Below are 20,202 nucleotides of genomic sequence, written 5' to 3' on the forward strand. Positions count from 1 at the left end.
CGCCGACGCTCCGCCCGCCTCCAGTTCCCCAAGCCGTATCCGCAAATACCGGCGTCATCCTCAAGTCACAAACCTTCCCGATAATCCGCTCACGAAAACGTTTACACCCGAGCGGAAACCATGATCCCGACGATCAAAGATGTCGCTGCCCACGCCGGCTTCTCCATCGCCACCGTGTCGCGCGCGATCAACGCGCCGCATACCGTCAACCCGGTCACGCTCGACAAGGTGCGTCAGTCCATCGACGCCCTGAACTTCCGCCCCAGCCCGCTCGGCCGCCAATTGCGCGGCGAACGCACGCGCCTGATCGGCGTGATCCTGCCGACGCTCGCCAATCCCGTGTTCGCCGAGTGCCTGCAAGGCATCGACGAACTCGCCTCGGCGCAAGGCTACCGGCTCATGCTGATGACCACGCAGTACGACGCCGACCGCGAACGCCACGCCATCGAAACGCTGCGCGAACACCGCGTCGAAGGCCTGATCCTGACTGTCGCCGATGCCGACACGCACCCGCTGCTCGACGAACTCGACCGCGCGGGACTGCTCTATGTGCTGATGCATAACGACACGGTGCGTCGCCCGTCGGTCTCGGTGGACAATCGTCTGGCCGCCTACGACGGCGTGCGCATGCTGATCGCGCACGGCCATCGCCGCATCCTCATGCTCGCGGGCACGCTGGCCGCTTCCGATCGCGCCCGTCAGCGGCATCTGGGCTATTCGCAGGCAATGCAGCAGGCCGGCCTCACGCCGGCGCCGGCGCTCGAAGTCGATTTCAACGCCGAAGAACTGTCGCCCTCGGTGCTCGCTCATCTGACGAGCGGCCCGAACCGCCCGAGCGCCCTCTTCTGCAGTAACGATCTGCTGGCGATGGTGGTCATGCGCGGCCTGCGCCGCGCGCGTCTGCAGATTCCCCACGACATGTCGATTCTCGGCTTCGACGGCCTTGCAATGGGCGAGTTGCTGTCGCCCGCGCTCGCCAGCATCTGCGCGCCGAATCGCGAAATCGGCTGCGCGGCCTGGCAGCGTTTGCTGGCGCGCGTCACTGGCAGGTACGAAGCGTCGAGCGAAACCTCGCTCAAGCTGACCTTGCCGCACAGCTTGCGCCAGGGCGCCACGATCGCGGCGATTTCGAGCCGCGACGACGCAACGCCTACGCGTACATCAATGCCCGCCGAGCGGCCGTTCGCCTGAAGCGCCGCGCAAGCGCGCGTTGACCAACTTAAGCGCGACATGCACCGACACATGCCGACATGAAAACGTTTACCCCGCTGCCCCGCAAGACGACTTTGAGTCACCCACCCCAAAACCCGAACCACCCGCTCGCTTCTTCCTGGAGACCCGCAGTGATCCGCTCTTCCAAACATTTCGCTTCGCCAATCCAACCGCTACGGCCGCTCTGGCGCCGCCTCGCTCGCACCACGGCCGCCGCGCTGTCGGCCGGCATGGTGGTCGCCGCCGCGCTCGCCGCGATCGCACCGCAAGCCGCGCACGCCGATGAATCCGCGATCTGCTACAACTGCCCGCCCGAATGGGCCGACTGGGCGAGCCAGATCAAGGCGATCCAGCAAAAGACCGGCATTCGCGTGCCGTTCGACAACAAGAACTCCGGCCAGTCGATCGCGCAACTGATGGCCGAGCAGAAAAGCCCGGTGGCCGACGTCGTGTATCTCGGCGTCTCGTCCGCTTTCCAGGCGAAGGACAAGGGCGTGATCCAGCCGTACAAGCCCGCGCATTGGGACGACATTCCCGCCAACCTGAAAGATCCGCAAGGGTACTGGTTCTCGATCCACTCGGGCACGCTGGGCTTTTTCGTCAACAAGGACGCACTCGAAGGCAAGCCCGTGCCGCGCTCGTGGGCCGACCTGCTCAAGCCTGAGTACAAAGGCATGATCGGCTACCTCGATCCGTCGAGCGCGTTTGTCGGCTATGCGGGCGCGGTCGCGGTGAACCAGGCGCTCGGCGGCACGCTCGATAACTTCGAGCCGGGCCTCGACTGGTTTCGCAAGCTGAAAGCCAACGCGCCGATCGTGCCGAAGCAGACCGCCTATGCACGCGTAATGTCCGGTGAAATCCCCATCCTGCTCGACTACGATTTCGACGCCTACCGCGCGAAGTACAAGGATCACGCGAACGTTGAATTCGTGATTCCGAAGGAAGGCACGATCTCGGTGCCGTACGTGATGAGTCTCGTGAAGGGCGCGCCGCATGAGGCGAACGGCAAGAAGGTACTCGACTTCGTGCTCTCGGACGAAGGCCAGAAACTGTGGGCCGACGCCTACCTGCGTCCGGTGCGCGCGAATGCGATGAGCCCGGAAACCGCCGCCAAATTCCTGCCGGCCAGCGACTATGCGCGCGCCAAGCCGGTGGACTTCGGCAAGATGGCCGAGAAGCAGTCGAGCTTCGGCGAGCGTTATCTGCAGGTGATGCATTGAACGACATCACGTTCCCGCTGCGCTGGCGCATCGCGTTGATCGCGCCGGCGCTGGCAGTGTTCATCGCCTTCTGGCTGCTGCCGATGGGCGCGCTCGCGCAGTTGAGCGGCGATGGCCACGCGTTCGCCACCTATCGCGCGATGCTGACGAATCCGCGCTACATGTCGAGCCTCGGCGCGACCGTGCTGCTGTCCGCGGCGGTCACGGCAGCGACGCTGGTGCTCTCGGTGATCGCGGGTCTGCTGCTGGCGCGGCGCGAGTTTCCTTTGAAACGCACGCTGCTTGCCTTGCTCACGTTTCCGCTGGCGTTTCCCGGCGTGGTGGTCGGCTTCATGGTCATCATGCTGGCGGGACGCCAGGGGCTGATCGGCGCGCTCTCGCTGAAACTCACGGGCGACCGCTGGGTCTTCGCCTACTCGATGAGCGGGCTCTTTCTCGGCTACCTGTACTTCTCGATTCCGCGCGTGATCGTCACCGTGATGGCTTCGGCGACCAAGCTCGATGCATCGCTTGAAGAAGCCGCGCGTTCGCTCGGCGCGTCGCCATGGCGCATCACGCGCGACATCGTGTTGCCCGCGCTTTCGCCTGGGCTGATCGCGGCGGGCGCGGTGTGCTTCGCTACCGCGATGGGCGCGTTCGGCACAGCGTTCACGCTCGCCACCGACATCGACGTGCTGCCGATGACCATCTACACCGAGTTCACCCTCAACGCGAACATGGTGACGGCCGCAGGCCTCTCGATCGTGCTCGGCATCGTGACGTGGGCCGTGCTGGCCCTGGCGCGCAGCGTAAGCGGCTCGGCCGTGGCGGCAAGCGCATGAACGGCGTTTCAAAACCTGCGGCTTCCAAAGCGGAGGATAGGACTTCAATGAACTCCATCACTACCTCTCTACAACCACCCGCCAAACCGCGTTCACGCGTGCGCTGGCCGGACACAAGAACGTGGCTCGCAACCGGCCAATGGCTCGTCACGCTGCTGCTGTGCGCGTTCCTGATCGTGCCGGTCGTCATGTCGATCCTGGCGGGCCTCACGGTCAACTACTTCAAGGGAGTGTCGAGCGGACTCACGCTGCGCTGGCTGGGCGAAGTGTGGACGCAGTATCACAGCTCGGTGTTTCTCTCGCTCGAAGTGGCGGCGGCAACCTTGCTCATCACGCTCTTGACCGGTGTGCCCGCAGGTTATGTGCTTGCGCGCAGCAAGACACGGCTCTCGCGCATCATCGAAGAGTTTCTGGTGCTGCCGATCGCGCTGCCCGGTCTCGCGTCCGCGCTCGCGCTGCTGGTGGTGTACGGCGGCTTCACGATGTTCCGCATGAGCGTGGCGTTCATCGTGGTAGGTCATGTGGTGTTCACGCTGCCCTTCATGGTGCGCGCGGTCGCGGCCGTGTGCGCGAGCAGCGATCTGCGCACGCTCGAGGAAGGCGCCGCGAGTCTCGGCGCGAACTTCCTGCAGCGCTTCGTGACGATCGTGCTGCCCAATGCGCGCCCCGGCATCGTGGCCGGTGCGCTGGCGGTGCTGACGCTTTCGATCGGCGAATTCAACCTCACCTGGATGCTGCACACGCCCGATACCAAGACGCTGCCGGTCGGTCTCGCGGACACTTACGCGTCGTTGCGCATCGAGATCGGCAGCGCCTACACCATTCTGTTTTTCATCATGACGATGCCTCTGCTCGTCGCGATGCAATGGCTCGGCGTCGATGCGACCGGCCAGCGCAACGCGGCGAAAAAACGCGTCGCGCGCTCTTCTTCAAAGGCCATCCAGCCATGAAACTCGCCTCCGTTCCCATCACGCTCACGCAATGCGCGAAAACGTTTCGCGGCACACGCGTGCTCGAACCGCTCGACCTGCATATCGACGCCGGCGAAACATTGGTGCTGCTCGGGCCGTCCGGCTGCGGCAAGACCACGACGCTGCGCATGATCGCGGGTCTGGAAACGCCGGATGCCGGCGGCCGCATTGCCTTCGGCGACGACGACGTCACCGCGCTGCCGATCGAAAAGCGCCAGGTCGGCATGGTGTTCCAGAGCTACGCGCTGTTTCCGAATCTGACGGTACGCGGCAACATCAGCTACGGTTTGAAAATCAAGCGCGTGCCGGCCGAAACGGCGCGGCAACGCGTCGACGAACTGCTCGGCATGATGCGTCTCACCGCCCACGCCGATAAGCCTATCGATCAGCTTTCCGGCGGTCAGCGTCAGCGGGTGGCGCTCGCTCGCGCCCTCGCCGTGCAGCCGCGCGTGCTGTTGCTCGACGAACCGTTGACCGCCCTCGATGCCCGTCTGCGCGACACCTTGCGCAGCGAGATGAACACGCTGCTGCGCGAGTTGGGCATCACGACGGTTTACGTCACGCACGATCAGGCCGAAGCGATGGAACTGGGCGACCGCATCGTCGTGATGAGCGCGGGGCGTATCGAACAGATCGGCTCGCCGCGCGAGATCTATTACCGGCCCGCCAATCGCACGGTCGCGCAGTTCGTCGGCACGATCAACCGGCTTGCGGGCGAGCGGCGCGACGGCATGCTGAGTACCACGGGCGGTGCCGTGCCGCTGCCCGCGGGCTCCGCGCACGCGAACTCGGCGCACGAAATTTTCTTCCGCCCGGAAGACGCTTATCTGGCCGATCCCGCTCACGCGCAATTGCGTGGACATATCGAAAGCACCGCGTTTCTCGGCGAGCGCACGCGTCTGACGGTCGGCGGCGCCGCGCCGGACGCGTTGCTGATCGACGTAGCCGGCCGTGTGGAATTGGCGCGCGGCACGCCGGTCGGCATTTCCATCGCGCAGGACGCGCTGATTGCGCTATCGTAATGAAGCCGCGCTGTTTTTATGGCGCGCTATAACAAGGACATCCCCATGCTGCTGGCCCAAATTAGCGACCTGCATATCAAACGACCCGGCGCGCTCGCTTATCGTCGCGTCGACACCGGCGCCTATCTCGCACGCTGCGTCGCCGCCCTCAATGCGCTGGAGCCGCGTCCCGACGCGGTGATCATGACCGGCGACCTCGTCGATCAGGGTGATCCGGAACAGTACGAACACCTCAAGACACTGCTCGCGCCGCTAGAGATGCCCTACTTCATGCTGGTCGGCAATCACGACGAACGTACTGCGTTGCGCGCCGCGTTTCCCGATCGCAAGGAATTGCAAAGCGGTGGCGAGTTCGTGCAATACGCCGTCGATGTCGGACCGCTGCGGATCATCGCACTCGATTCGATGGTGCCGGGACAAAGCGCCGGCGATCTGTGCGATGCGCGGCTCGCGTGGCTCGCCACGCAGCTCGATGCGGCCCAGGGCAAACCGACGGTGGTCGCGTTGCATCATCCGCCGTTCGTGTGCGGCATCGGGCATATGGACGAACTGCGGCTCGATCCCGCCGCCGCCGACAAACTCGCCGCGCTGATCGCGCGTTATCCGAATGTGGAGCGGGTGATCTGCGGGCATGTGCACCGACCCATGTTCGTGCGTTTCGGCGGCACGATCGCCTCCGCGGTGCCGGCGCCCGCGCATCAGGTCGCGCTCGATCTGCGCGACGATGCGCCGTCCGCGTTCATGATGGAACCGCCCGCGTATGCGCTGCATCACTACGATCCGGCGACCGGCATCGTCACGCATCACGCGTATGTCGAGAGAGCCGATGGCCCGTATCCGTTTTACGAGCCCGAAGGTGATCTGATCGATTGACGCCTGCGTGTCAGGCGTCGATGAAAGTCTCGCGAACGCGCCGGGAAAGCCTGAAATACGGAATCCCGAGCGCGGCCGCCACGACAGCCTGAATGAAGCCGTCGAATGGAATGTCGATGTCGATGCCGATCGCGTGCGTCATGTAATCGCCGAGCAGATACGCGCCGGTGCGCATTGCGACAATCGCCAGCAGCCAGGCCTGAACGTGCGCGGTAAAACGCGGCGACTTGCGCCATGCAAGCAGCGCCAGCCAACCCATGCCCACGACGATGAACAGGCCCGTGAGCACGTCGCAGCCCACCATCACGATCACGGTGCGATACCAGCCGTGCGTCTCGGGCCGCGCGAACACGGCCAGCAGTTCCCATTCGAGCATGAGTTTTAGCGGATCGCGCATCGCGATCGCGGTATGGAGCGCCCACGCCGCAAGGCAAATCAGCGCGACGAGCAGCGAACCGCCTATGCGTCGAGGTTCATGTTTCGTAATCGGTGTCATGGAGTCGTTCTGATAATCGTCGGTCGGATAAGGCGCGCCGATTCTACGAACGAAAGCCGAACAACCATCTCATTTTGTTGGCAAGGCGTTGTGAGGCCAGTACTGCCAACGTGCTGCTCCGCCTCGTAGCCGTCAGCACGATCCGCCGTGCTCCGGTATGATCGGCACGCTTGAGGACCGCGCATGGGCCGGTCCGTCGACTGCACCCTCTCATGTCCACTTCCAACGCGTCCACTCCCGCTTCCTCCGACCGGTCGTTGCGCGGCCTGCTGTTTCTGCTCGCCACCATCGCCGGTGTCTCGGTTGCGAACATCTATTACAACCAGCCGCTGCTCGACGACTTCCGCCAATCGTTTCCGCACAGTGCGTCGTGGGTCGGCGCGGTGCCGGCCGTCACGCAACTCGGCTACGCGGCCGGCATGCTGCTGCTTGCGCCGCTCGGCGACCGTTTCGACCGGCGTCGTCTGATCCTGTTGCAGATCGCCGCCATCTGCGTCGCGCTGGTCGTGGCGGCTGCGGCGCCGACGCTGACCGTGCTGATCGTCGCGAGCCTGGCGATCGGCGTGCTCGCCACCATCGCGCAGCAAGCGGTGCCGTTCGCGGCGGAAATCGCGCCGCCGTCCGAACGCGGCCACGCGGTCGGCACGGTGATGAGCGGTTTGCTGCTGGGGATTCTGCTGGCGCGAACGGCGTCGGGCCTGATCGCCGAATATTTCGGCTGGCGCGCGGTCTTCGGCGCGTCCGTGGTCGCGCTGCTGGTGCTGGCGGCCGTCATCATGACGCGGCTGCCGAAAAGCCAGCCGACGTCGACGCTAACCTACGGCAAGCTGCTGGTGTCGATGTGGCATCTGATCGTCGAGCATCGTGAGCTGCGCGAAGCATCGCTCACCGGCGCGGCTCTGTTCGCGGCATTCAGTATCTTCTGGTCGGTGCTGGCCTTGTTGCTGGCCGGCGCGCCGTTTCATCTCGGGCCGCAGGCAGCCGGGCTATTCGGTATCGTCGGCGCGGCAGGCGCGATGGCCGCGCCGCTCGCCGGCAAGTTTTCCGATCGCCGCGGACCGCGCGCGATCATCACCCTGTCGATCGTGCTGGTGGCGATTTCGTTCGTCGTATTCGGCGTATCGGCGAAGAGCATCGCGGGACTCGTGGTCGGCGTGATCATCCTGGATATCGGCGTGCAGGCCGCGCAGATTTCCAATCAGTCGCGCATCTACGCACTCAAGCCGGACGCGCGCAGCCGCGTGAATACGGTGTACATGGTTGCGTATTTCATCGGCGGAGCACTCGGCTCCGGTGTCGGCGCTGTGGTGTGGCCGGCGTTCGGATGGATTGGTGTGAGCGTGGCCGGGATCGTGTTCGCGGGGCTGGCGGCGTGGAATCATCTGGCGCTTCCCGCACGCGCGGAGAACTAGCCCACGCTATTTGCACGGCGCGGAGCGCTTACTTGCTGCTTCGCGCGTACGCGTATTCGTGCAGCGCGTCGATCACGCGGTCGAATTCGAACGACTTGTCGTAAAAGTGCCGCACGCCATATTGCTCGCAGCGCTCCCGGTAAGCGGGCAACGCGTGATTCGTCAGCACCGCGGCGAACACCCTGTCGATCAATCCTTCGCGCTGCAAGTAGGCGAGCACCGGCACGCCCGAGCCCTGCTTCAACTGCAGGTCGACGATCACCGCGTCGAAGGACTCGTCGCTCAGCAGTGCAATAGCCTCATCAGCGGAATCCGCGTATGCGGCGACCTTGAGCAAGCCGGACGCGTCGATCGTTTCCACGAGGCTTCTGCGAATCAGCGGCGAATCCTCGATCAGCAGCACGCGCAACGGCGCGTGGCGGGCTGGGTCGGCAACAGGGCTCGATTCGCTGTTCATCGGAATATCTCGATCGTCCATTATTCGATCAAGCCGTTCTTGATCGCGTAATAAGTCAGATCGGCATTGTTCGCCAACCGCATTTTCTCCAGCACGCGAGCCCGGTAAGTGCTCACGGTCTTCACGGAAAGATGCAATTCCTCCGCGATGTCAGTGGGAATCTGCCCCGCCGCGAGCTTGCAGAAAATCTGGAACTCGCGCTCGGAGAGCGCTTCGTGCGGACGCCCTGCCGCAGGTTTGTCGAGGTTGTCGGCGAGCGTGTCGGCGACCGCCTCGGAGAGGTAACGATGCCCGCGCGCCACCGCGCGAATCGCCCGCACGATTTCCTCCGGCTCGCAGTCCTTGTTCAGATAACCGTTCGCGCCGGCGCGCAGCAGATTGATTGCGTACTGGCTCTCCGGGTAGCCCGACAGAATCAGCACGCCCTGCTCAGGGCGCACCTGCTTGATCACGCGCAAGGTGTCGATGCCGTTCTTGTCCGGCATCGCGATGTCGAGCAGCACCACGTCGAAGGCCTGTTCGCGCACGAGACTGATGGTCTGGTCGCCGGTGGCCGCTTCGGCCGCGACGCACATATCCGGCTCGTCGGCGACGAACTGTTTGAAGCCACCTCGGACGATCGCATGGTCGTCAGCTATCAGCACTCGAATCATCGGTTTGGTGTCCGTGCAATGAAACAATGGAATCGCTCCAAAGCAGACATTGTAATGATCTCCGGCATGGCTTCTGCCCGATTGGGAAAACCGGGCGGCGCATGCCGGGGCGGGACACCTTGCGGCCAGCCCGCGCCCTCAGCGCCGTCCCCCACGCTGCCCGAACCGGCTGAGCGGGGCGAGATGTACAGCGCTGCCGCTTGCCGTCGCGCCAGGTTTCTTTAATGCGCTGTTCGCTTCCGCGTTGTACGTTTTTCGCGCCGCCGCACGCGGCTGCGCGCTGTTGTTTACTCGCGGCCTTCGAGCAGATCCGCCATGTCGTCGGCATGCTCTTCTTCGACAGCGAGAATTTCTTCGAACATACGACGCGTCGTCACGTCCTTATCGCCCAGATAACGAATGATCTCGCGGTACGTATCGATCGCAATACGCTCGGCGATCAGGTTCTCCTTGATCATGTCCGTGAGGTTCGCGCCTTCCTTGTATTCCGAATGCGAGCGCGTCTTCAGACCGTCCGGCGCGAAATCCGGCTCGCCGCCCAATTGCACGATCCGTTCGGCGATGCTGTCGGCGTGTTGCTGTTCCTCGGCAGCATGCGCGGCGAACTCTGCGGCCACAGCTTCGGAGTTAATGCCTTTCGCCATGAAATGATGCCGCTTATAACGCAGCACGCAGACGATTTCCGTGGCCAGTGCATCGTTACACAGCTTCAGCACCGTCTCGCGATCCGCGCCGTAGGATTGCGTGACCGGACCATCCGACATGTGCTTGCGCGCGTCTTCGCGAATCTTTTTCAGATCCATCACGAACGGATCGCTGGATTGAGTCGGTGCACCCTGAGCAGTTAATGACTTCGACATTGAATTTCTCCTTTATCCGGTATGAGGGGGAAGTGCGCATCACGCACGAATCGCGCCTGATGCGCCGGCACAAGCAACGTTGGCCGCGAATGACCACCCGTCTACGTTCGGAAGACGCCGAGCAGCAGCGTGACCACGAATACGACGAGGAAAATGTAGAACAGGATCTTGGCAATTTCGGCCGCGCCCGCTGCAATGCCGGTAAAACCGAACACGGCGGCGATGATCGCAATCACGAAAAAGACGATGGCATAGTGAAGCATGACGACTCTCCTTCTTGTTGTATCTGCATGGCATGGGCACACGACACTGATTGGCGGACCGTTCTCGCACGTTGAAAAGCGGCTCGCTACTTCCTCATCGAGCAGCGCTAATCGACGATCTTTTTCGTCACCACGAAGCTCAGCACGAGGAACACCACACACAGAATCACGAACACGACGAACAGGAACTTGGCGATCGCCGCCGCGCCCGCCGCGACACCGGTAAAGCCGAGAAGACCGGCGATCACCGCGATGACGGCGAAGAACAACGCCCATTTCAGCATGATGGCTTCCTCCCGAAACAATGATTGAACGATCAGGTCCATCCTATCGATCAGCCACGCGCGGCGCATTCCGACGCACGCCGGTTTTCGTGTGAGAATCCGCTTACATTGGATTACGGCGGCGTTACGGCGCGCACGATCGCCTCGCCAGGCCGACGTGCGGCGCCGCAACTGCCGCGCGATGGCGGCACCATCGCCGGATGCGGCGGACGTTACACTGATGCCCCATCAGAGGAGCCGAATGTGCCAAATGTGCAGAACGTGCCGGACACGGGTGACGCGGGTCGCACCACGGCTGGGGCCGCCGCCCGGCTGAGCGACTGGATGCGCAGCCGCAGTTGGGCAATCGCCATGACGGTAGCGATCGTCATTACCGTGGGCGGCCTCGTGATACTCGAGACCGCGCGCCAGCGCATTGCCGCCGAATACGAAACCGCGCTCGAAGCGCGCGACGTCACCGTGCAACTGAGCACGCTGGCGAGCCAGCTATCGCGCCTGAGCGCCCAGCAAAGCGACTTTCTTCTGACGAAGCAGGACGCCGCCGCGCATGAATTCTGCGCGACCGCGGTGCGCATCCGCCAGAGCGAACAGCAATTGAACCGCTTCTACCGTGGCGGCAAAGCGGACAGCGCCGAGCTCGCCAGCTTCACGCAGATTCTTGCCCTGATCGATGCGAGGATCGGCGCGGGCACGTCCGCGCTGCAACGCGTAGCGCCGCATCCGCTCGACTTATCCGCTTGCGGCGGCGCGGGCGAGGCCAATCCCGCCGACGCATCGCTGGTGGACAGCACGCTCTCGCTGCTGCGCGACAACGAGGAACGCCGCGCGCAACACGCGCTCGCCGCGAGCCGCGGCGATCAGCGCATCTCCACGCTGTGCGCAGCGGGTCTCTCGGCGCTGAACATCGTGCTGTTCATTCTGCTGTTTCGCAATCTCGGCATTCAGATCGATCGTCAGGCACGTGTGCAGCGTCAATTGATCACACAACAGGAAAGTCTCGACCAGCTCGTCAACGAACGCACCCGGCAACTCGAGGCGCTCGGCTGGCACTTGCAGGCGGTCAGCGAAAACGAGAAGACCCAGCTCGCGCGCGAATTGCATGACGAACTCGGCGCGATTCTGACGGCGAGCAAAATGGATGTGGCGTGGGCCAACCGCAAGCTGAAGGACAGCGAGCCGGCCATCGCCGAGAAACTCAAACGGGCGCTCGCCAATCTCGACCAGGGCATCGCGCTGAAGCGCCGCATCATCGAAGATATGCGGCCTACGGTGCTGGCCAACTTCGGGCTCGTCACCGCCTTGCGCACGCTCGCCGACGAAGCCGCGCAGCGCAACAACTGGACGCTCGACCTGCACCTGCCCGCCGACGATATCAAGCTCGACGAGCAAACGGAGATCGCGCTGTTCCGTGTCGCGCAGGAGTCGCTTACCAACGCGGCCAAGTACGCGCGAGCCTCGAAGGTATCGATTGCCTTGCAGATCGGCGACGGCCAAGTGGCGCTGCATATCGCCGATAACGGCGTCGGCATCATGCCGGCCGATCTGAACCGCACGCACACCCACGGCCTCCTGGGCATGCGCCAGCGCGTCGCCGCGCATGGCGGGCGCTTCGATATCCGGCGCGGCGTGCCGAACGGCACCGACATCCACGTGCAAATGCCGAGCGCGAGCACCGCGACGCCGTCGGTCGATCTGCCGCCGGCGACGCCTTCGCGAAGCTCCGTATAACAACGTCTCGCGCAACGTTGCGGCGACTTGTAGGAGTGCGCCGACGCAAACACCGGAGTACGCCTACAAGAAAATCGCAGCCCAGCCGACAGCGCCGCCCCCGCCCTTTTTTTACCATGCAATCAGACCGGATCGACTGGCGTAAGCCCCGGTCGGACGGCAGCTAGCTCGGCTGGCGCGTGCCGTAAAGATGGGCACGTCAACCAATGCATTCTCGACAAGGAGAACTTTCATGAATCGACTGATCGCTTTGCTTCTCATTGCAGGGACAGCTGCGCTCGCCGGTTGCAACACGATGGCGGGGGCCGGGCAGGATATTTCGAAGGGTGGCAACGCCATCACGAACTCGGCCGAAAAGGCCAAATAAGCAGCGCATAACGAAGCAGACGCCGGGCGCTTGATAGCGTCTGGCATGAAGGACAGGGATAGCCCGCCGCGGGACACCGTGGCGGGTTTTTTTATGCGGCCGTTTTTGTTCGTCTTCGCGGGCCGTGGTCGAGGCCGCGGGTGTTGCCAAGCCTTGTAGAAGCCGCGGGTGTTGCGGGTGTTGCGGGTGTCGGCCATCACCCGGTCAAGGCCGCAAACAAAGCGGCGATCCACTCACGTGGATCGCCGCTCCGTCCTCCCCAGGACTTACCACTTATTGCATGCGCTCAGCCGGCGCTTTGGTCAGCGCTTATTGACCGTTGAGCGTGTTCGTCAACTCGACGCTCGGTGTTTGCGTATTGCCGTTCTGCGCAACCAGCAAATGGATCTGACCCGGCACGAGCTGGCTCAGCGCGCCCGCGATCGGCACCGACGTTACCAGCCAGTCGGCATTGTTCGACAGCGTGAAGGCCGGCGACTGGAAGATCGGCGTCTTGCTGCCGGCCGTGGTCGCGATCAGCACGTAGGTGCCGCCCGACACATAGATCGAATCCTGACCGCTCGCCGGCACTGCATTCTTGAAGGCCACGCCGGCCATCGTCGGCGAGACGTTGGTGATGTTGGTCGAGGTGGACTGGACCAGATACAGGTCGAGGTTGGTCGCGTTCGCCGACGCGTTGAAGCCGCGCAGACGCGCGCTATTCGAGAGCAGACCCTTGTCGAACGGATCGTCGATCAGGCCGATGTCCGGCGCGGTCAGACCCGGCAAGGCGAGCACGGTGTATTCGTGGCCCTTCGCGACATCCGGGAAGCTGCCGCTCGCGAGCGCGGTCGTCGTGCCGGTCGCGGAGTAGGCGACCGTGGTCGCGCCCGTGTTGATATTGGTGAGGTTCGTCACACCCTTATAGCTGATGTTGGTCTGCCCCGAGGGCGCGCTGCCGTTCACGAGAAAGTCGACGGCCGGGCCGCTGGGAATGGCGTGGATGAAATGGATCTCCGGATTGGTCAGCCCGAGTTCCTTACCGACGTCGTCAGAGCCGCCACCGCATGCGCTCAGAACGGATGCAACGGCAGCCATCGCCACCATGGTTCGGATCAGTTTCATTATGTTCACCTATATCGATTCGTCGGGCTTACGCCCCATTGATTTTGTGGACGTCCGCTTCGCACAACACGCCGTCTGACACTTGTTCGTTGGTCATACGAACGGTTCAGGCCAGCTCTGCGAAACGGAATGCCCCCTCCTATCCCTGCTGCCATCGCACGGTTCGTGTCGATGGACGCTCGCTTCGAGCAATGCGCGTGCCGCGCGCTTCGATATGGATTGTGGCGGCTGAAGAATGTCTTACGGAGCAACGAGTTGCGAGGATTAGAATTTTTCCTCGGAGGGATGGCACACCGCGCGGTGTATTGTTCGTGCGCGCCCAATACTTACACGGTCCTCCGCATGTCTTACCACCACTTACTCGCCGAACTCGACCTCGGCTTCACTCGCCTGCGCAATCGCGTGGTGATGGGTTCGATGCACACCGGCATGGAGGACCGCTTCTGGAATTACCCGAAGCTCGCCGCGTATTTCCGCGAGCGCGCGAAGGGCGGCGTCGGCCTGATCGTCACGGGCGGCATCTCGCCGAATCGCGAGGGTTGGCTGTTGCCGTTCGGCGGCACGCTCAATTCCGTGCTCGATCTGCGCAATCATCGGAAGTTGACCGAGGCCGTGCACGCCGAAGGCGGCAAGATCGCGCTGCAGATCCTCCATGCGGGCCGTTACGGCTATCAGCCGTTCGTGGTCTCCGCGTCGGCGATCAAATCGCCGATCTCGAAGTTCAAGCCGCGCGCGCTGAGCATCGCCGGCATTGCGAAGACCGTGCGCGACTATGCACGCTGCGCGCGCCTCGCTCAACGCGCGGGCTATGACGGCATCGAGATCATGGGCAGCGAGGGCTATCTGCTCAACCAGTTCCTGTGCCCGCGCACCAATCACCGCACCGACGCCTACGGCGGCAGCATCGAAAACCGCATGCGGCTCGCGCGCGAGATCGTCGAGCGGGTGCGCGCGGTGTGCGGCGAACGCTTTATCGTCGTGTACCGGATCTCGCTGATCGATCTGGTGGAAGGCGGCAATACGTGGGACGAAACCGTGCAGGTCGCCCAGGCGCTCGAAGCGGCCGGCGTGACGATGTTCAATACCGGCATCGGGTGGCACGAAGCGCGGGTGCCGACCATCGTGACCTCGGTGCCGCGCGCGGCCTTCGCCGAACTGAGCGCGCGATTGAAGGCGGCCGTCAAGGTGCCGGTGATCGTGTCGAACCGCATCAATACGCCCGAACTCGCCGAAGCGCTGCTCGCGCAAGGCGCCGGCGACCTGGTTTCCATGGCGCGGCCGCTACTGGCCGATCCCGAGTTCGTCGTGAAGACCGCCGAGGGACGCGCGCATGAAATCAATACCTGTATCGCCTGCAATCAGGCCTGTCTCGATCACACGTTCAAGAACCAGCGCGCCACCTGCCTCGTCAATCCGCGCGCGGGGCGCGAAACCGAACTGATCTACCGGCCGGTCGCCGGCGCGCAGGCCGCGCGTTCGATCGCGGTGGTCGGCGCGGGTCCGGCGGGATTGTCGGCGGCGACCGTGGCCGCCGCGCGTGGGCATCGCGTGACGCTGTTCGATGCAAGCGCAACGATCGGCGGCCAGTTCAATCTGGCGATGCGCGTGCCGGGCAAGGAAGAGTTCAGCGAGACGATCCGCTATTTTCAGAGCCAGTTGCAGCGCCATCGCGTCGACGTGCGGCTCGAGACGCGCGTCGATCCCGCGCTGCTCGCCGCCGGCGCTTACGACGACGTGATCGTCGCCACCGGCATCGTGCCGCGGCGGCCGGCGATTGCCGGCATCGACGGGCCGAACGTGCTGTCTTATGTCGATGTGCTGCGCGGTGCGCCGGTCGGTCAGCGCGTCGCCGTAATCGGCGCGGGCGGCATTGGCTTCGACGTCAGCGAGTTTCTGCTGCATCGCACGGGCGAGCCACTGCCCGTGCCGCGCGATGCGTGGCTCGACGAATGGGGTGTCGATCTGGCCGTGCGGGAACGCGGCGGGCTGAAGCCGCCCGCGCCGGCGCAGCCGCCGCGGCAGATCTGGCTGTTGCAGCGCAAGGCCGGCAAGCTCGGCATGGGACTCGGCAAGACCTCCGGCTGGGTGCATCGCGCGACGCTCGCGAGAAACGGCGTGAAGATGCTCGACGGCGTGTCGTATCGGGAGATCAGTGCGCGCGGCTTAAAGATCGCGCGTGAAGGCGTCGAAGAGTGGCTGGAGGTGGACACGATCGTCGTGTGCGCGGGGCAGGAATCGCTGCGCGATCTGCTTCCGCAGACAGCGGCGGACGCGAAGACGGACCACGCCGACGGCCCGCGCTATCACGTGATCGGCGGTGCGAAGGTGGCAACCGAACTGGATGCGAAACGCGCGATTCGCGAAGGCGCGGAAGTGGCGGCGGCGCTGTGAAGCAAGCGGGTCGTCGCCCGCTTCAGGCCAAACTCAGGCGAGTCCCTTCTTGCGGTAATCGAACCAGAAAGACAGCCCCACGCTCGCCAGAATCACGATCGTCGCGACCACCGTGGAATGAGTGACCGGCTCGCCGAGCAGCAGCGCGCCGAGCGCGACGGCCACCACCGGATTCACATACATGCAACTGCTGGCGATGATCGGACTGGTGTGCCGGATCAGAAAACCGTACGCCACATAAGCGGCCATCGTCCCGATCAGCATCAGGTAGATGAACGCCAGCACCGGCAGGAAATGCACTTCGAGCATCCGCTCGCCCGAGACCCACGCGACCAGCGTCGACATCGCGCCGCCCAGGCCGATTTGCAGCGACGTCGAGAGAAACAGGTCCGAGGGCAGCTTCAGACGCCCGGCCAGATGCGCGCCGCCGGCCCAAAAAAGCGCGCCGCACAGAATCGCGAGGCTCCCGCCTGCCGAGCCGGGCGCGCTGTCGCCATGGCTGAGAATCGCAATGCCGACCAGACCGAGCCCGACCGCGAACCACTCGCCGCGGCCGATCTTGCGCCCCGCCACCGCCGCGATCACCGTCGCGAACAGCGGCACGGTCGCGACCATGACCGCGGCGGTGCCCGTGCCGACGGTGCGCATCCCATAGGCGAGCATGCCGCTCGACAAACCGACCAGCATGGTGCCGACGAGCCCGGCGTTGCGGATTTCGGCGGCGCTCGGCCAGACCGGATTGCGACGCGCGGCAAAGATGAACAGCCCTACGCCGGCGAACAGGTTGCGCATCCCGGAGAGCAGCAGCGGCGGAAACGAACCGAGCGCGACGTGCACGGCGAGATACGTCGAACCCCACACGAGATAGACGACGGCGAGCGCGAGCGCGATCTGCCCGTTGCGCGATTGCGGCAGACGGATCGGGAAACCACGCGAAAAACGATTCAGGAATTGCAGCGACATGCGTTCAACCCGTCCAAGCCGCTCGAGGTGCTGCGCCCCCGCTGAAGACCCTTAGGCGGGATGGCGGACACCGCACGGGCGATGCGGTCTGACGGGCGAGGCTGGCGGACATGTCGGTGGAACGGAAGGACGATAGATGGCCAATGGGGCCACAACGCCGCGGCGATCGGGACTGATCGAGCCACGGCGAACACGCGCCAAACGTTTGGCGCGCATCGCATTATGCAGTAAGCGCCCACCGCGTCGCTTGAAAGAATCGTAACTTGTTGGCGTACTTGCAACAGAAAGCCGGGGACATGCCCCGGCTTTCTGTCGTGCGGGCCCGGCGCGCTCGCGCTATGCGGGCCGCATAGTCAGGACGGCTCAGTTGGCCATCGCGCCCGATGCTTCGTGCTTCATGCCCATCGCGTCGCCCTTTTTCATCTTGTCATGCTTCATCGTGTCCTTCTTCATGCCGCCCTTCGACATGCTGTCCTTGGACATGGCATCTTTCGACATGGTGTCCTTCGACATCGAATCGTTGGACATGGCGCCGCTTGCCTGGGCGAACGCGGCACCGCCGCTGGTCAGGAGAGCGATGGTCAGTGCTGCAAGTGCGAACTTTTTCATGGGATGACTCCTTGGTTATGGATGAATCAAAACCGGCCAGAGCGCCAGCCGGCGTATTTCCGAAGCTTCTGCCGTCCGAGGTCGCGCCGCCGTTCCAGCGGCGCCGACCCCCGCGCGTCAGGAGCCTCCGAACCAGTTGTAGCCCTGGTCGACCCAATAGCCGCCGGGATACGTGTTGGTGACGAACATCTCGACGATGTGCTTCGGATTCTTGTAGCCGAGCTTGGTCGGCATGCGCAGCTTCATCGGAAAGCCGTATTTCGCGGGCAGGCGCTCGCCGTCGTACGAGAACGTGAGCAGCGTTTGCGGATGCAGCGCGGTCGGCATGTCGATGCTTTCGTAGTAGTCGTCGGCGCATTTGAAGCCGACGTACTTCGCGCTCGTGTCCGCGCCGATGCGCCGCAGAAAGTCGCCAAACGGCGTGCCGCCCCAGCGGCCGATCGCGCTCCACCCTTCCACGCAGATATGCCGTGTGATCTGCTCGGCGTGCGGCAGCGCGTACAGTTCGGGCAACGTCCAGACGCGCTGGCCGGTCACGAGTCCGCTGATCTGCAGCTTGTAGTCGGCGCCGTTCACTTCGGGTACGTCGTCGATGCCGTAGAACGCGTTGAACGGGAACGGCCGCGTGAGCTGCGCTTCGGTGTAGGTCGGCGCAAGTTGCTTCGGATCGAACAACGCCGCTTGCGCGCGGTCGTTCAGGCGCGAGACGGCAGTGAGGAATTTGTTGACCGAGTCGTCATCGGTGAGCGAGCAGCCGGTCAGCATCGACAGGCCGCCCAGCGTCAGAAGGCGTTTGCCGAACAGACGCCGCGACGGCATCGCGAGTTCGCGGCGCGCGTCGATCAGGATCGATTCGCTGTCGAGCTTCTGGCCGGCAGAACGAGTGGAGTTTCGAGCGGGTTGGTTCATGATTCGGTATCCGTAATGTTCGCTTTAGCGGATGAACGGCTCAGCGGCCGCGCAACATGGCGAGCAGCGAGCGCGGCACGAGCGCCACCATCACCAGATGCACGGCGATGAACGCGGCCATCAGCGACATCGCGCAGAAGTGGACGATGCGCGCGTTGTCGTAGCCGCCCATCAGTTCGCGCAGCAGCGGAAACTGCACCGACTTCCAGATCGCGAGACCCGAGAGCACCAGCACGATCAGATCGCAGACCACGAACAGGTAGGCGAATTTCTGCACCGCGTTATAGACGCGCAAGTCGGCGTGCGAGAGCTTGCCGGTCAACGCGGCGACGAAATCGTGCAGCACGGCGCGCGGCGACACCGGCAGGAACTTGCGCACGAAGCGCCCGCTCGCGAGGTTCAACGCGAGATACAGCAGACCGTTGAAGACCAGCAGCCACATCGCCGCGAAATGCCATTGCAGCGCGCCGCCGAGCCAGCCGCCGAGCGTGATGGCGGGCGGAAAATGGAACGCCGGGAAGATCGGCGAAGCGTCGTAAATGCGCCAGCCCGACAGCATCATCAGGATGGCCGCGAGCGCGTTGAGCCAATGCGTGAGACGCACCCACAGCGGATGAATCGCACCGCTGTTTTTCGGCTGGGCCGACGGCACGCTGTCGCGAAGTGCATGATGGGTTGCCATGAAACTCTCCTGTGAGCGCGGACGCGGCGATCAATGGCACGCGGCCAGTTCGGCCACCTGCAGTACATCGCCGGTGGCCGCGTTTTCGACGAAGGCGACCACGCCGAAGCGGTCGGCGGGCGCGTTGAGGTTGGCATCTGCGACGGCGTCCTGGATGCGGATATCGCGGCGAATCTGTGCGTCGCCCGCGACGAGCGGCACCGGGCCGATCCATTGCCGCACGACGCGTTCGTGATGCAAGGTGACGCCGCTGTTTTCGCCGGCGCCGACTTGCGAGCTCAGGGAGTTTTCATAGACAGCGACGTAGGCGTCGAGTTGGCCGGCCGTGTCCGCCAACTTGCTCGTGAATTGCGCCGTGACGTCGAACGCACCCGACGCCTGCTGCGCTTTGAGTTCTAGTGCGACGTTCGCCTGCGCCGGCTCGGCGACGACCTTGCCGATGCGGCTCTCGAAACTGTCGCGTTGCGACCAGCTACGCAGCTCGCGTCCCGAGACGAAGATTTCCGGCGTGTAGATGGTGTGCCCGCCGGCAAGATCGGTGAGCGCCTGCTGACGTTCGGTGAAACGATGTTGCGAGAAGCGGTCGGTCCAGCCGAGACTGTTCCAATAATCCACGTGCAGCGCCAACGGCACGATGCTTTGCGTCGCGCCGCTGTTCTTCCATTGGCTCAGCCAGTTGTCGGCGGGCGGGCAGCTATTGCAGCCTTCACTGCTGTACAGCTCGACCAGCGCCACGCGATGCGCCGGGCTATGCGCGCTGCAGATGGCGCCGGCCGCGTCCGCGAGACCGCTGGTCACAAGCGTGGTCAGCGCGACAGCGAGCGCGATGCTTCGAGTGAAGCGCCGATCGTCTCGGCGGGGTCCGGCGGTTTGCATGGCGTGCTCCAATCAGGATCTGCACGTTT

At 64.0% G+C, this 20,202-nt stretch carries 22 protein-coding genes; 10 read left to right on the forward strand and 12 right to left on the reverse strand.

Features of this window, described 5'->3' with window-relative positions; genetic code table 11:
• The first annotated feature begins 120 nt into the window (after positions 1-120).
• From B0G75_RS20135 to B0G75_RS20160, 6 genes are all read left to right on the forward strand, one after another.
• Entirely contained in the window at positions 121-1,191 is a 1,071-nt protein-coding gene (locus tag B0G75_RS20135; protein ID WP_106309333.1) for a LacI family DNA-binding transcriptional regulator, read from the forward strand.
• A 251-nt stretch (positions 1,192-1,442) separates the two neighbouring features.
• Entirely contained in the window at positions 1,443-2,432 is a 990-nt protein-coding gene (locus B0G75_RS20140; RefSeq protein WP_374956908.1) for an ABC transporter substrate-binding protein, read from the forward strand.
• Positions 2,429-3,253 (forward strand): ABC transporter permease, encoded by an 825-nt coding sequence (locus B0G75_RS20145; protein WP_012433636.1) that lies wholly within the window; start codon positions 2,429-2,431, stop codon positions 3,251-3,253. Before B0G75_RS20140 ends, B0G75_RS20145 begins: the two co-directional genes overlap by 4 nt.
• A gap of 47 nt (positions 3,254-3,300) precedes the next feature.
• Positions 3,301-4,203, forward strand: a complete 903-nt coding sequence (locus B0G75_RS20150; RefSeq protein WP_106309339.1) for an ABC transporter permease — start codon at positions 3,301-3,303, stop codon at positions 4,201-4,203.
• A complete protein-coding gene (locus B0G75_RS20155; RefSeq protein WP_106309342.1) occupies positions 4,200-5,246 on the forward strand; it encodes an ABC transporter ATP-binding protein in 1,047 nt (348 codons plus the stop codon). Before B0G75_RS20150 ends, B0G75_RS20155 begins: the two co-directional genes overlap by 4 nt.
• 45 nt (positions 5,247-5,291) lie before the next feature.
• A complete protein-coding gene (locus tag B0G75_RS20160) occupies positions 5,292-6,119 on the forward strand; it encodes a phosphodiesterase (RefSeq protein ID WP_106310018.1) in 828 nt (275 codons plus the stop codon).
• A 10-nt stretch (positions 6,120-6,129) separates the two neighbouring features.
• On the opposite strand, the gene B0G75_RS20165 is transcribed toward B0G75_RS20160, so the two are convergent.
• Entirely contained in the window at positions 6,130-6,615 is a 486-nt protein-coding gene (locus B0G75_RS20165) for a DUF2569 domain-containing protein (protein WP_106309345.1), read from the reverse strand.
• 212 nt (positions 6,616-6,827) lie between these two features.
• Here B0G75_RS20165 and B0G75_RS20170 point away from each other — a divergent pair, with 212 nt between their 5' ends.
• The gene (locus tag B0G75_RS20170) at positions 6,828-8,027 is read left to right on the forward strand and encodes an MFS transporter (RefSeq protein ID WP_106309347.1); all 1,200 of its coding nucleotides are present in this window, start codon (positions 6,828-6,830) and stop codon (positions 8,025-8,027) included.
• 28 nt (positions 8,028-8,055) lie between these two features.
• Here the strand turns inward: B0G75_RS20170 and B0G75_RS20175 are convergent, their stop codons facing one another.
• From B0G75_RS20175 to B0G75_RS20195, 5 genes are all read right to left on the reverse strand, one after another.
• The gene (locus tag B0G75_RS20175; protein ID WP_106310021.1) at positions 8,056-8,484 is read right to left on the reverse strand and encodes a response regulator; all 429 of its coding nucleotides are present in this window, start codon (positions 8,482-8,484) and stop codon (positions 8,056-8,058) included.
• Between the two features lie 20 nt (positions 8,485-8,504).
• Entirely contained in the window at positions 8,505-9,137 is a 633-nt protein-coding gene (locus B0G75_RS20180) for a response regulator transcription factor (protein WP_012433643.1), read from the reverse strand.
• A 287-nt stretch (positions 9,138-9,424) separates the two neighbouring features.
• The gene (locus tag B0G75_RS20185) at positions 9,425-9,997 is read right to left on the reverse strand and encodes a bacterioferritin (protein ID WP_106309350.1); all 573 of its coding nucleotides are present in this window, start codon (positions 9,995-9,997) and stop codon (positions 9,425-9,427) included.
• Positions 9,998-10,098: 101 nt separating this feature from the next.
• Positions 10,099-10,260 (reverse strand): DUF1328 domain-containing protein, encoded by a 162-nt coding sequence (locus B0G75_RS20190; protein ID WP_006052455.1) that lies wholly within the window; start codon positions 10,258-10,260, stop codon positions 10,099-10,101.
• A 107-nt stretch (positions 10,261-10,367) separates the two neighbouring features.
• A complete protein-coding gene (locus B0G75_RS20195; protein WP_106310023.1) occupies positions 10,368-10,544 on the reverse strand; it encodes a DUF1328 domain-containing protein in 177 nt (58 codons plus the stop codon).
• A gap of 243 nt (positions 10,545-10,787) precedes the next feature.
• On the opposite strand from B0G75_RS20195, the gene B0G75_RS20200 reads away from it, so the two are divergent.
• Positions 10,788-12,272 (forward strand): sensor histidine kinase, encoded by a 1,485-nt coding sequence (locus B0G75_RS20200; RefSeq protein WP_106310026.1) that lies wholly within the window; start codon positions 10,788-10,790, stop codon positions 12,270-12,272.
• Between the two features lie 232 nt (positions 12,273-12,504).
• A complete protein-coding gene (locus tag B0G75_RS20205) occupies positions 12,505-12,639 on the forward strand; it encodes an entericidin A/B family lipoprotein (RefSeq protein ID WP_106279338.1) in 135 nt (44 codons plus the stop codon).
• 309 nt (positions 12,640-12,948) lie between these two features.
• Here the strand turns inward: B0G75_RS20205 and B0G75_RS20210 are convergent, their stop codons facing one another.
• Positions 12,949-13,743 carry a DUF4397 domain-containing protein gene (locus tag B0G75_RS20210; protein ID WP_106309353.1) on the reverse strand — a complete coding sequence of 265 codons (795 nt, stop codon included), beginning with the start codon at positions 13,741-13,743 and terminating at the stop codon, positions 12,949-12,951.
• Positions 13,744-14,085: 342 nt separating this feature from the next.
• Between B0G75_RS20210 and B0G75_RS20215 the strand changes: the two genes are divergently transcribed.
• Positions 14,086-16,134, forward strand: coding sequence for an NADPH-dependent 2,4-dienoyl-CoA reductase (locus tag B0G75_RS20215; RefSeq protein ID WP_106310029.1), 2,049 nt, complete (start codon positions 14,086-14,088; stop codon positions 16,132-16,134).
• A 33-nt stretch (positions 16,135-16,167) separates the two neighbouring features.
• On the opposite strand, the gene B0G75_RS20220 is transcribed toward B0G75_RS20215, so the two are convergent.
• The 5 genes from B0G75_RS20220 to B0G75_RS20240 form a co-directional block, all read right to left on the reverse strand.
• On the reverse strand, positions 16,168-17,097 hold the full coding sequence (locus B0G75_RS20220) for an EamA family transporter (RefSeq protein WP_106309356.1): 930 nt from the start codon (positions 17,095-17,097) through the stop codon (positions 16,168-16,170).
• 363 nt (positions 17,098-17,460) lie between these two features.
• The gene (locus B0G75_RS20225; protein WP_106309359.1) at positions 17,461-17,706 is read right to left on the reverse strand and encodes a pentapeptide MXKDX repeat protein; all 246 of its coding nucleotides are present in this window, start codon (positions 17,704-17,706) and stop codon (positions 17,461-17,463) included.
• Positions 17,707-17,823: 117 nt separating this feature from the next.
• Positions 17,824-18,615, reverse strand: a complete 792-nt coding sequence (locus B0G75_RS20230; protein WP_106309362.1) for a molybdopterin-dependent oxidoreductase — start codon at positions 18,613-18,615, stop codon at positions 17,824-17,826.
• A 40-nt stretch (positions 18,616-18,655) separates the two neighbouring features.
• Positions 18,656-19,297: a cytochrome b/b6 domain-containing protein gene (locus tag B0G75_RS20235; protein ID WP_106309365.1), complete on the reverse strand. Its 642-nt coding sequence runs from the start codon at positions 19,295-19,297 to the stop codon at positions 18,656-18,658.
• A 30-nt stretch (positions 19,298-19,327) separates the two neighbouring features.
• Positions 19,328-20,173, reverse strand: a complete 846-nt coding sequence (locus B0G75_RS20240) for a thioredoxin family protein (protein WP_106309368.1) — start codon at positions 20,171-20,173, stop codon at positions 19,328-19,330.
• Positions 20,174-20,202: the final 29 nt, after the last annotated feature.

Origin of the sequence: Paraburkholderia sp. BL18I3N2 (genome assembly GCF_003001875.1) — a bacterium.
In the GTDB taxonomy this organism is placed as follows: Bacteria; Pseudomonadota; Gammaproteobacteria; order Burkholderiales; family Burkholderiaceae; genus Paraburkholderia; species Paraburkholderia phytofirmans.

Bases quoted from the DNA above. Each gene is read 5' to 3' on its own strand.
- B0G75_RS20225 (WP_106309359.1), bottom strand. From the start codon at position 17,706: ATGAAAAAGTTCGCACTTGCAGCACTGACCATCGCTCTCCTGACCAGC.
- B0G75_RS20150 (WP_106309339.1), top strand. From the start codon at position 3,301: ATGAACTCCATCACTACCTCTCTACAACCACCCGCCAAACCGCGTTCA.
- B0G75_RS20180 (WP_012433643.1), bottom strand. From the start codon at position 9,137: ATGATTCGAGTGCTGATAGCTGACGACCATGCGATCGTCCGAGGTGGC.
- B0G75_RS20240 (WP_106309368.1), bottom strand. From the start codon at position 20,173: ATGCAAACCGCCGGACCCCGCCGAGACGATCGGCGCTTCACTCGAAGC.
- B0G75_RS20170 (WP_106309347.1), top strand. From the start codon at position 6,828: ATGTCCACTTCCAACGCGTCCACTCCCGCTTCCTCCGACCGGTCGTTG.
- B0G75_RS20210 (WP_106309353.1), bottom strand. From the start codon at position 13,743: ATGAAACTGATCCGAACCATGGTGGCGATGGCTGCCGTTGCATCCGTT.
- B0G75_RS20205 (WP_106279338.1), top strand. From the start codon at position 12,505: ATGAATCGACTGATCGCTTTGCTTCTCATTGCAGGGACAGCTGCGCTC.
- B0G75_RS20230 (WP_106309362.1), bottom strand. From the start codon at position 18,615: ATGAACCAACCCGCTCGAAACTCCACTCGTTCTGCCGGCCAGAAGCTC.
- B0G75_RS20155 (WP_106309342.1), top strand. From the start codon at position 4,200: ATGAAACTCGCCTCCGTTCCCATCACGCTCACGCAATGCGCGAAAACG.
- B0G75_RS20235 (WP_106309365.1), bottom strand. From the start codon at position 19,297: ATGGCAACCCATCATGCACTTCGCGACAGCGTGCCGTCGGCCCAGCCG.
- B0G75_RS20195 (WP_106310023.1), bottom strand. From the start codon at position 10,544: ATGCTGAAATGGGCGTTGTTCTTCGCCGTCATCGCGGTGATCGCCGGT.
- B0G75_RS20220 (WP_106309356.1), bottom strand. From the start codon at position 17,097: ATGTCGCTGCAATTCCTGAATCGTTTTTCGCGTGGTTTCCCGATCCGT.
- B0G75_RS20160 (WP_106310018.1), top strand. From the start codon at position 5,292: ATGCTGCTGGCCCAAATTAGCGACCTGCATATCAAACGACCCGGCGCG.
- B0G75_RS20135 (WP_106309333.1), top strand. From the start codon at position 121: ATGATCCCGACGATCAAAGATGTCGCTGCCCACGCCGGCTTCTCCATC.
- B0G75_RS20185 (WP_106309350.1), bottom strand. From the start codon at position 9,997: ATGTCGAAGTCATTAACTGCTCAGGGTGCACCGACTCAATCCAGCGAT.
- B0G75_RS20175 (WP_106310021.1), bottom strand. From the start codon at position 8,484: ATGAACAGCGAATCGAGCCCTGTTGCCGACCCAGCCCGCCACGCGCCG.
- B0G75_RS20140 (WP_374956908.1), top strand. From the start codon at position 1,443: ATGGTGGTCGCCGCCGCGCTCGCCGCGATCGCACCGCAAGCCGCGCAC.
- B0G75_RS20215 (WP_106310029.1), top strand. From the start codon at position 14,086: ATGTCTTACCACCACTTACTCGCCGAACTCGACCTCGGCTTCACTCGC.
- B0G75_RS20190 (WP_006052455.1), bottom strand. From the start codon at position 10,260: ATGCTTCACTATGCCATCGTCTTTTTCGTGATTGCGATCATCGCCGCC.
- B0G75_RS20165 (WP_106309345.1), bottom strand. From the start codon at position 6,615: ATGACACCGATTACGAAACATGAACCTCGACGCATAGGCGGTTCGCTG.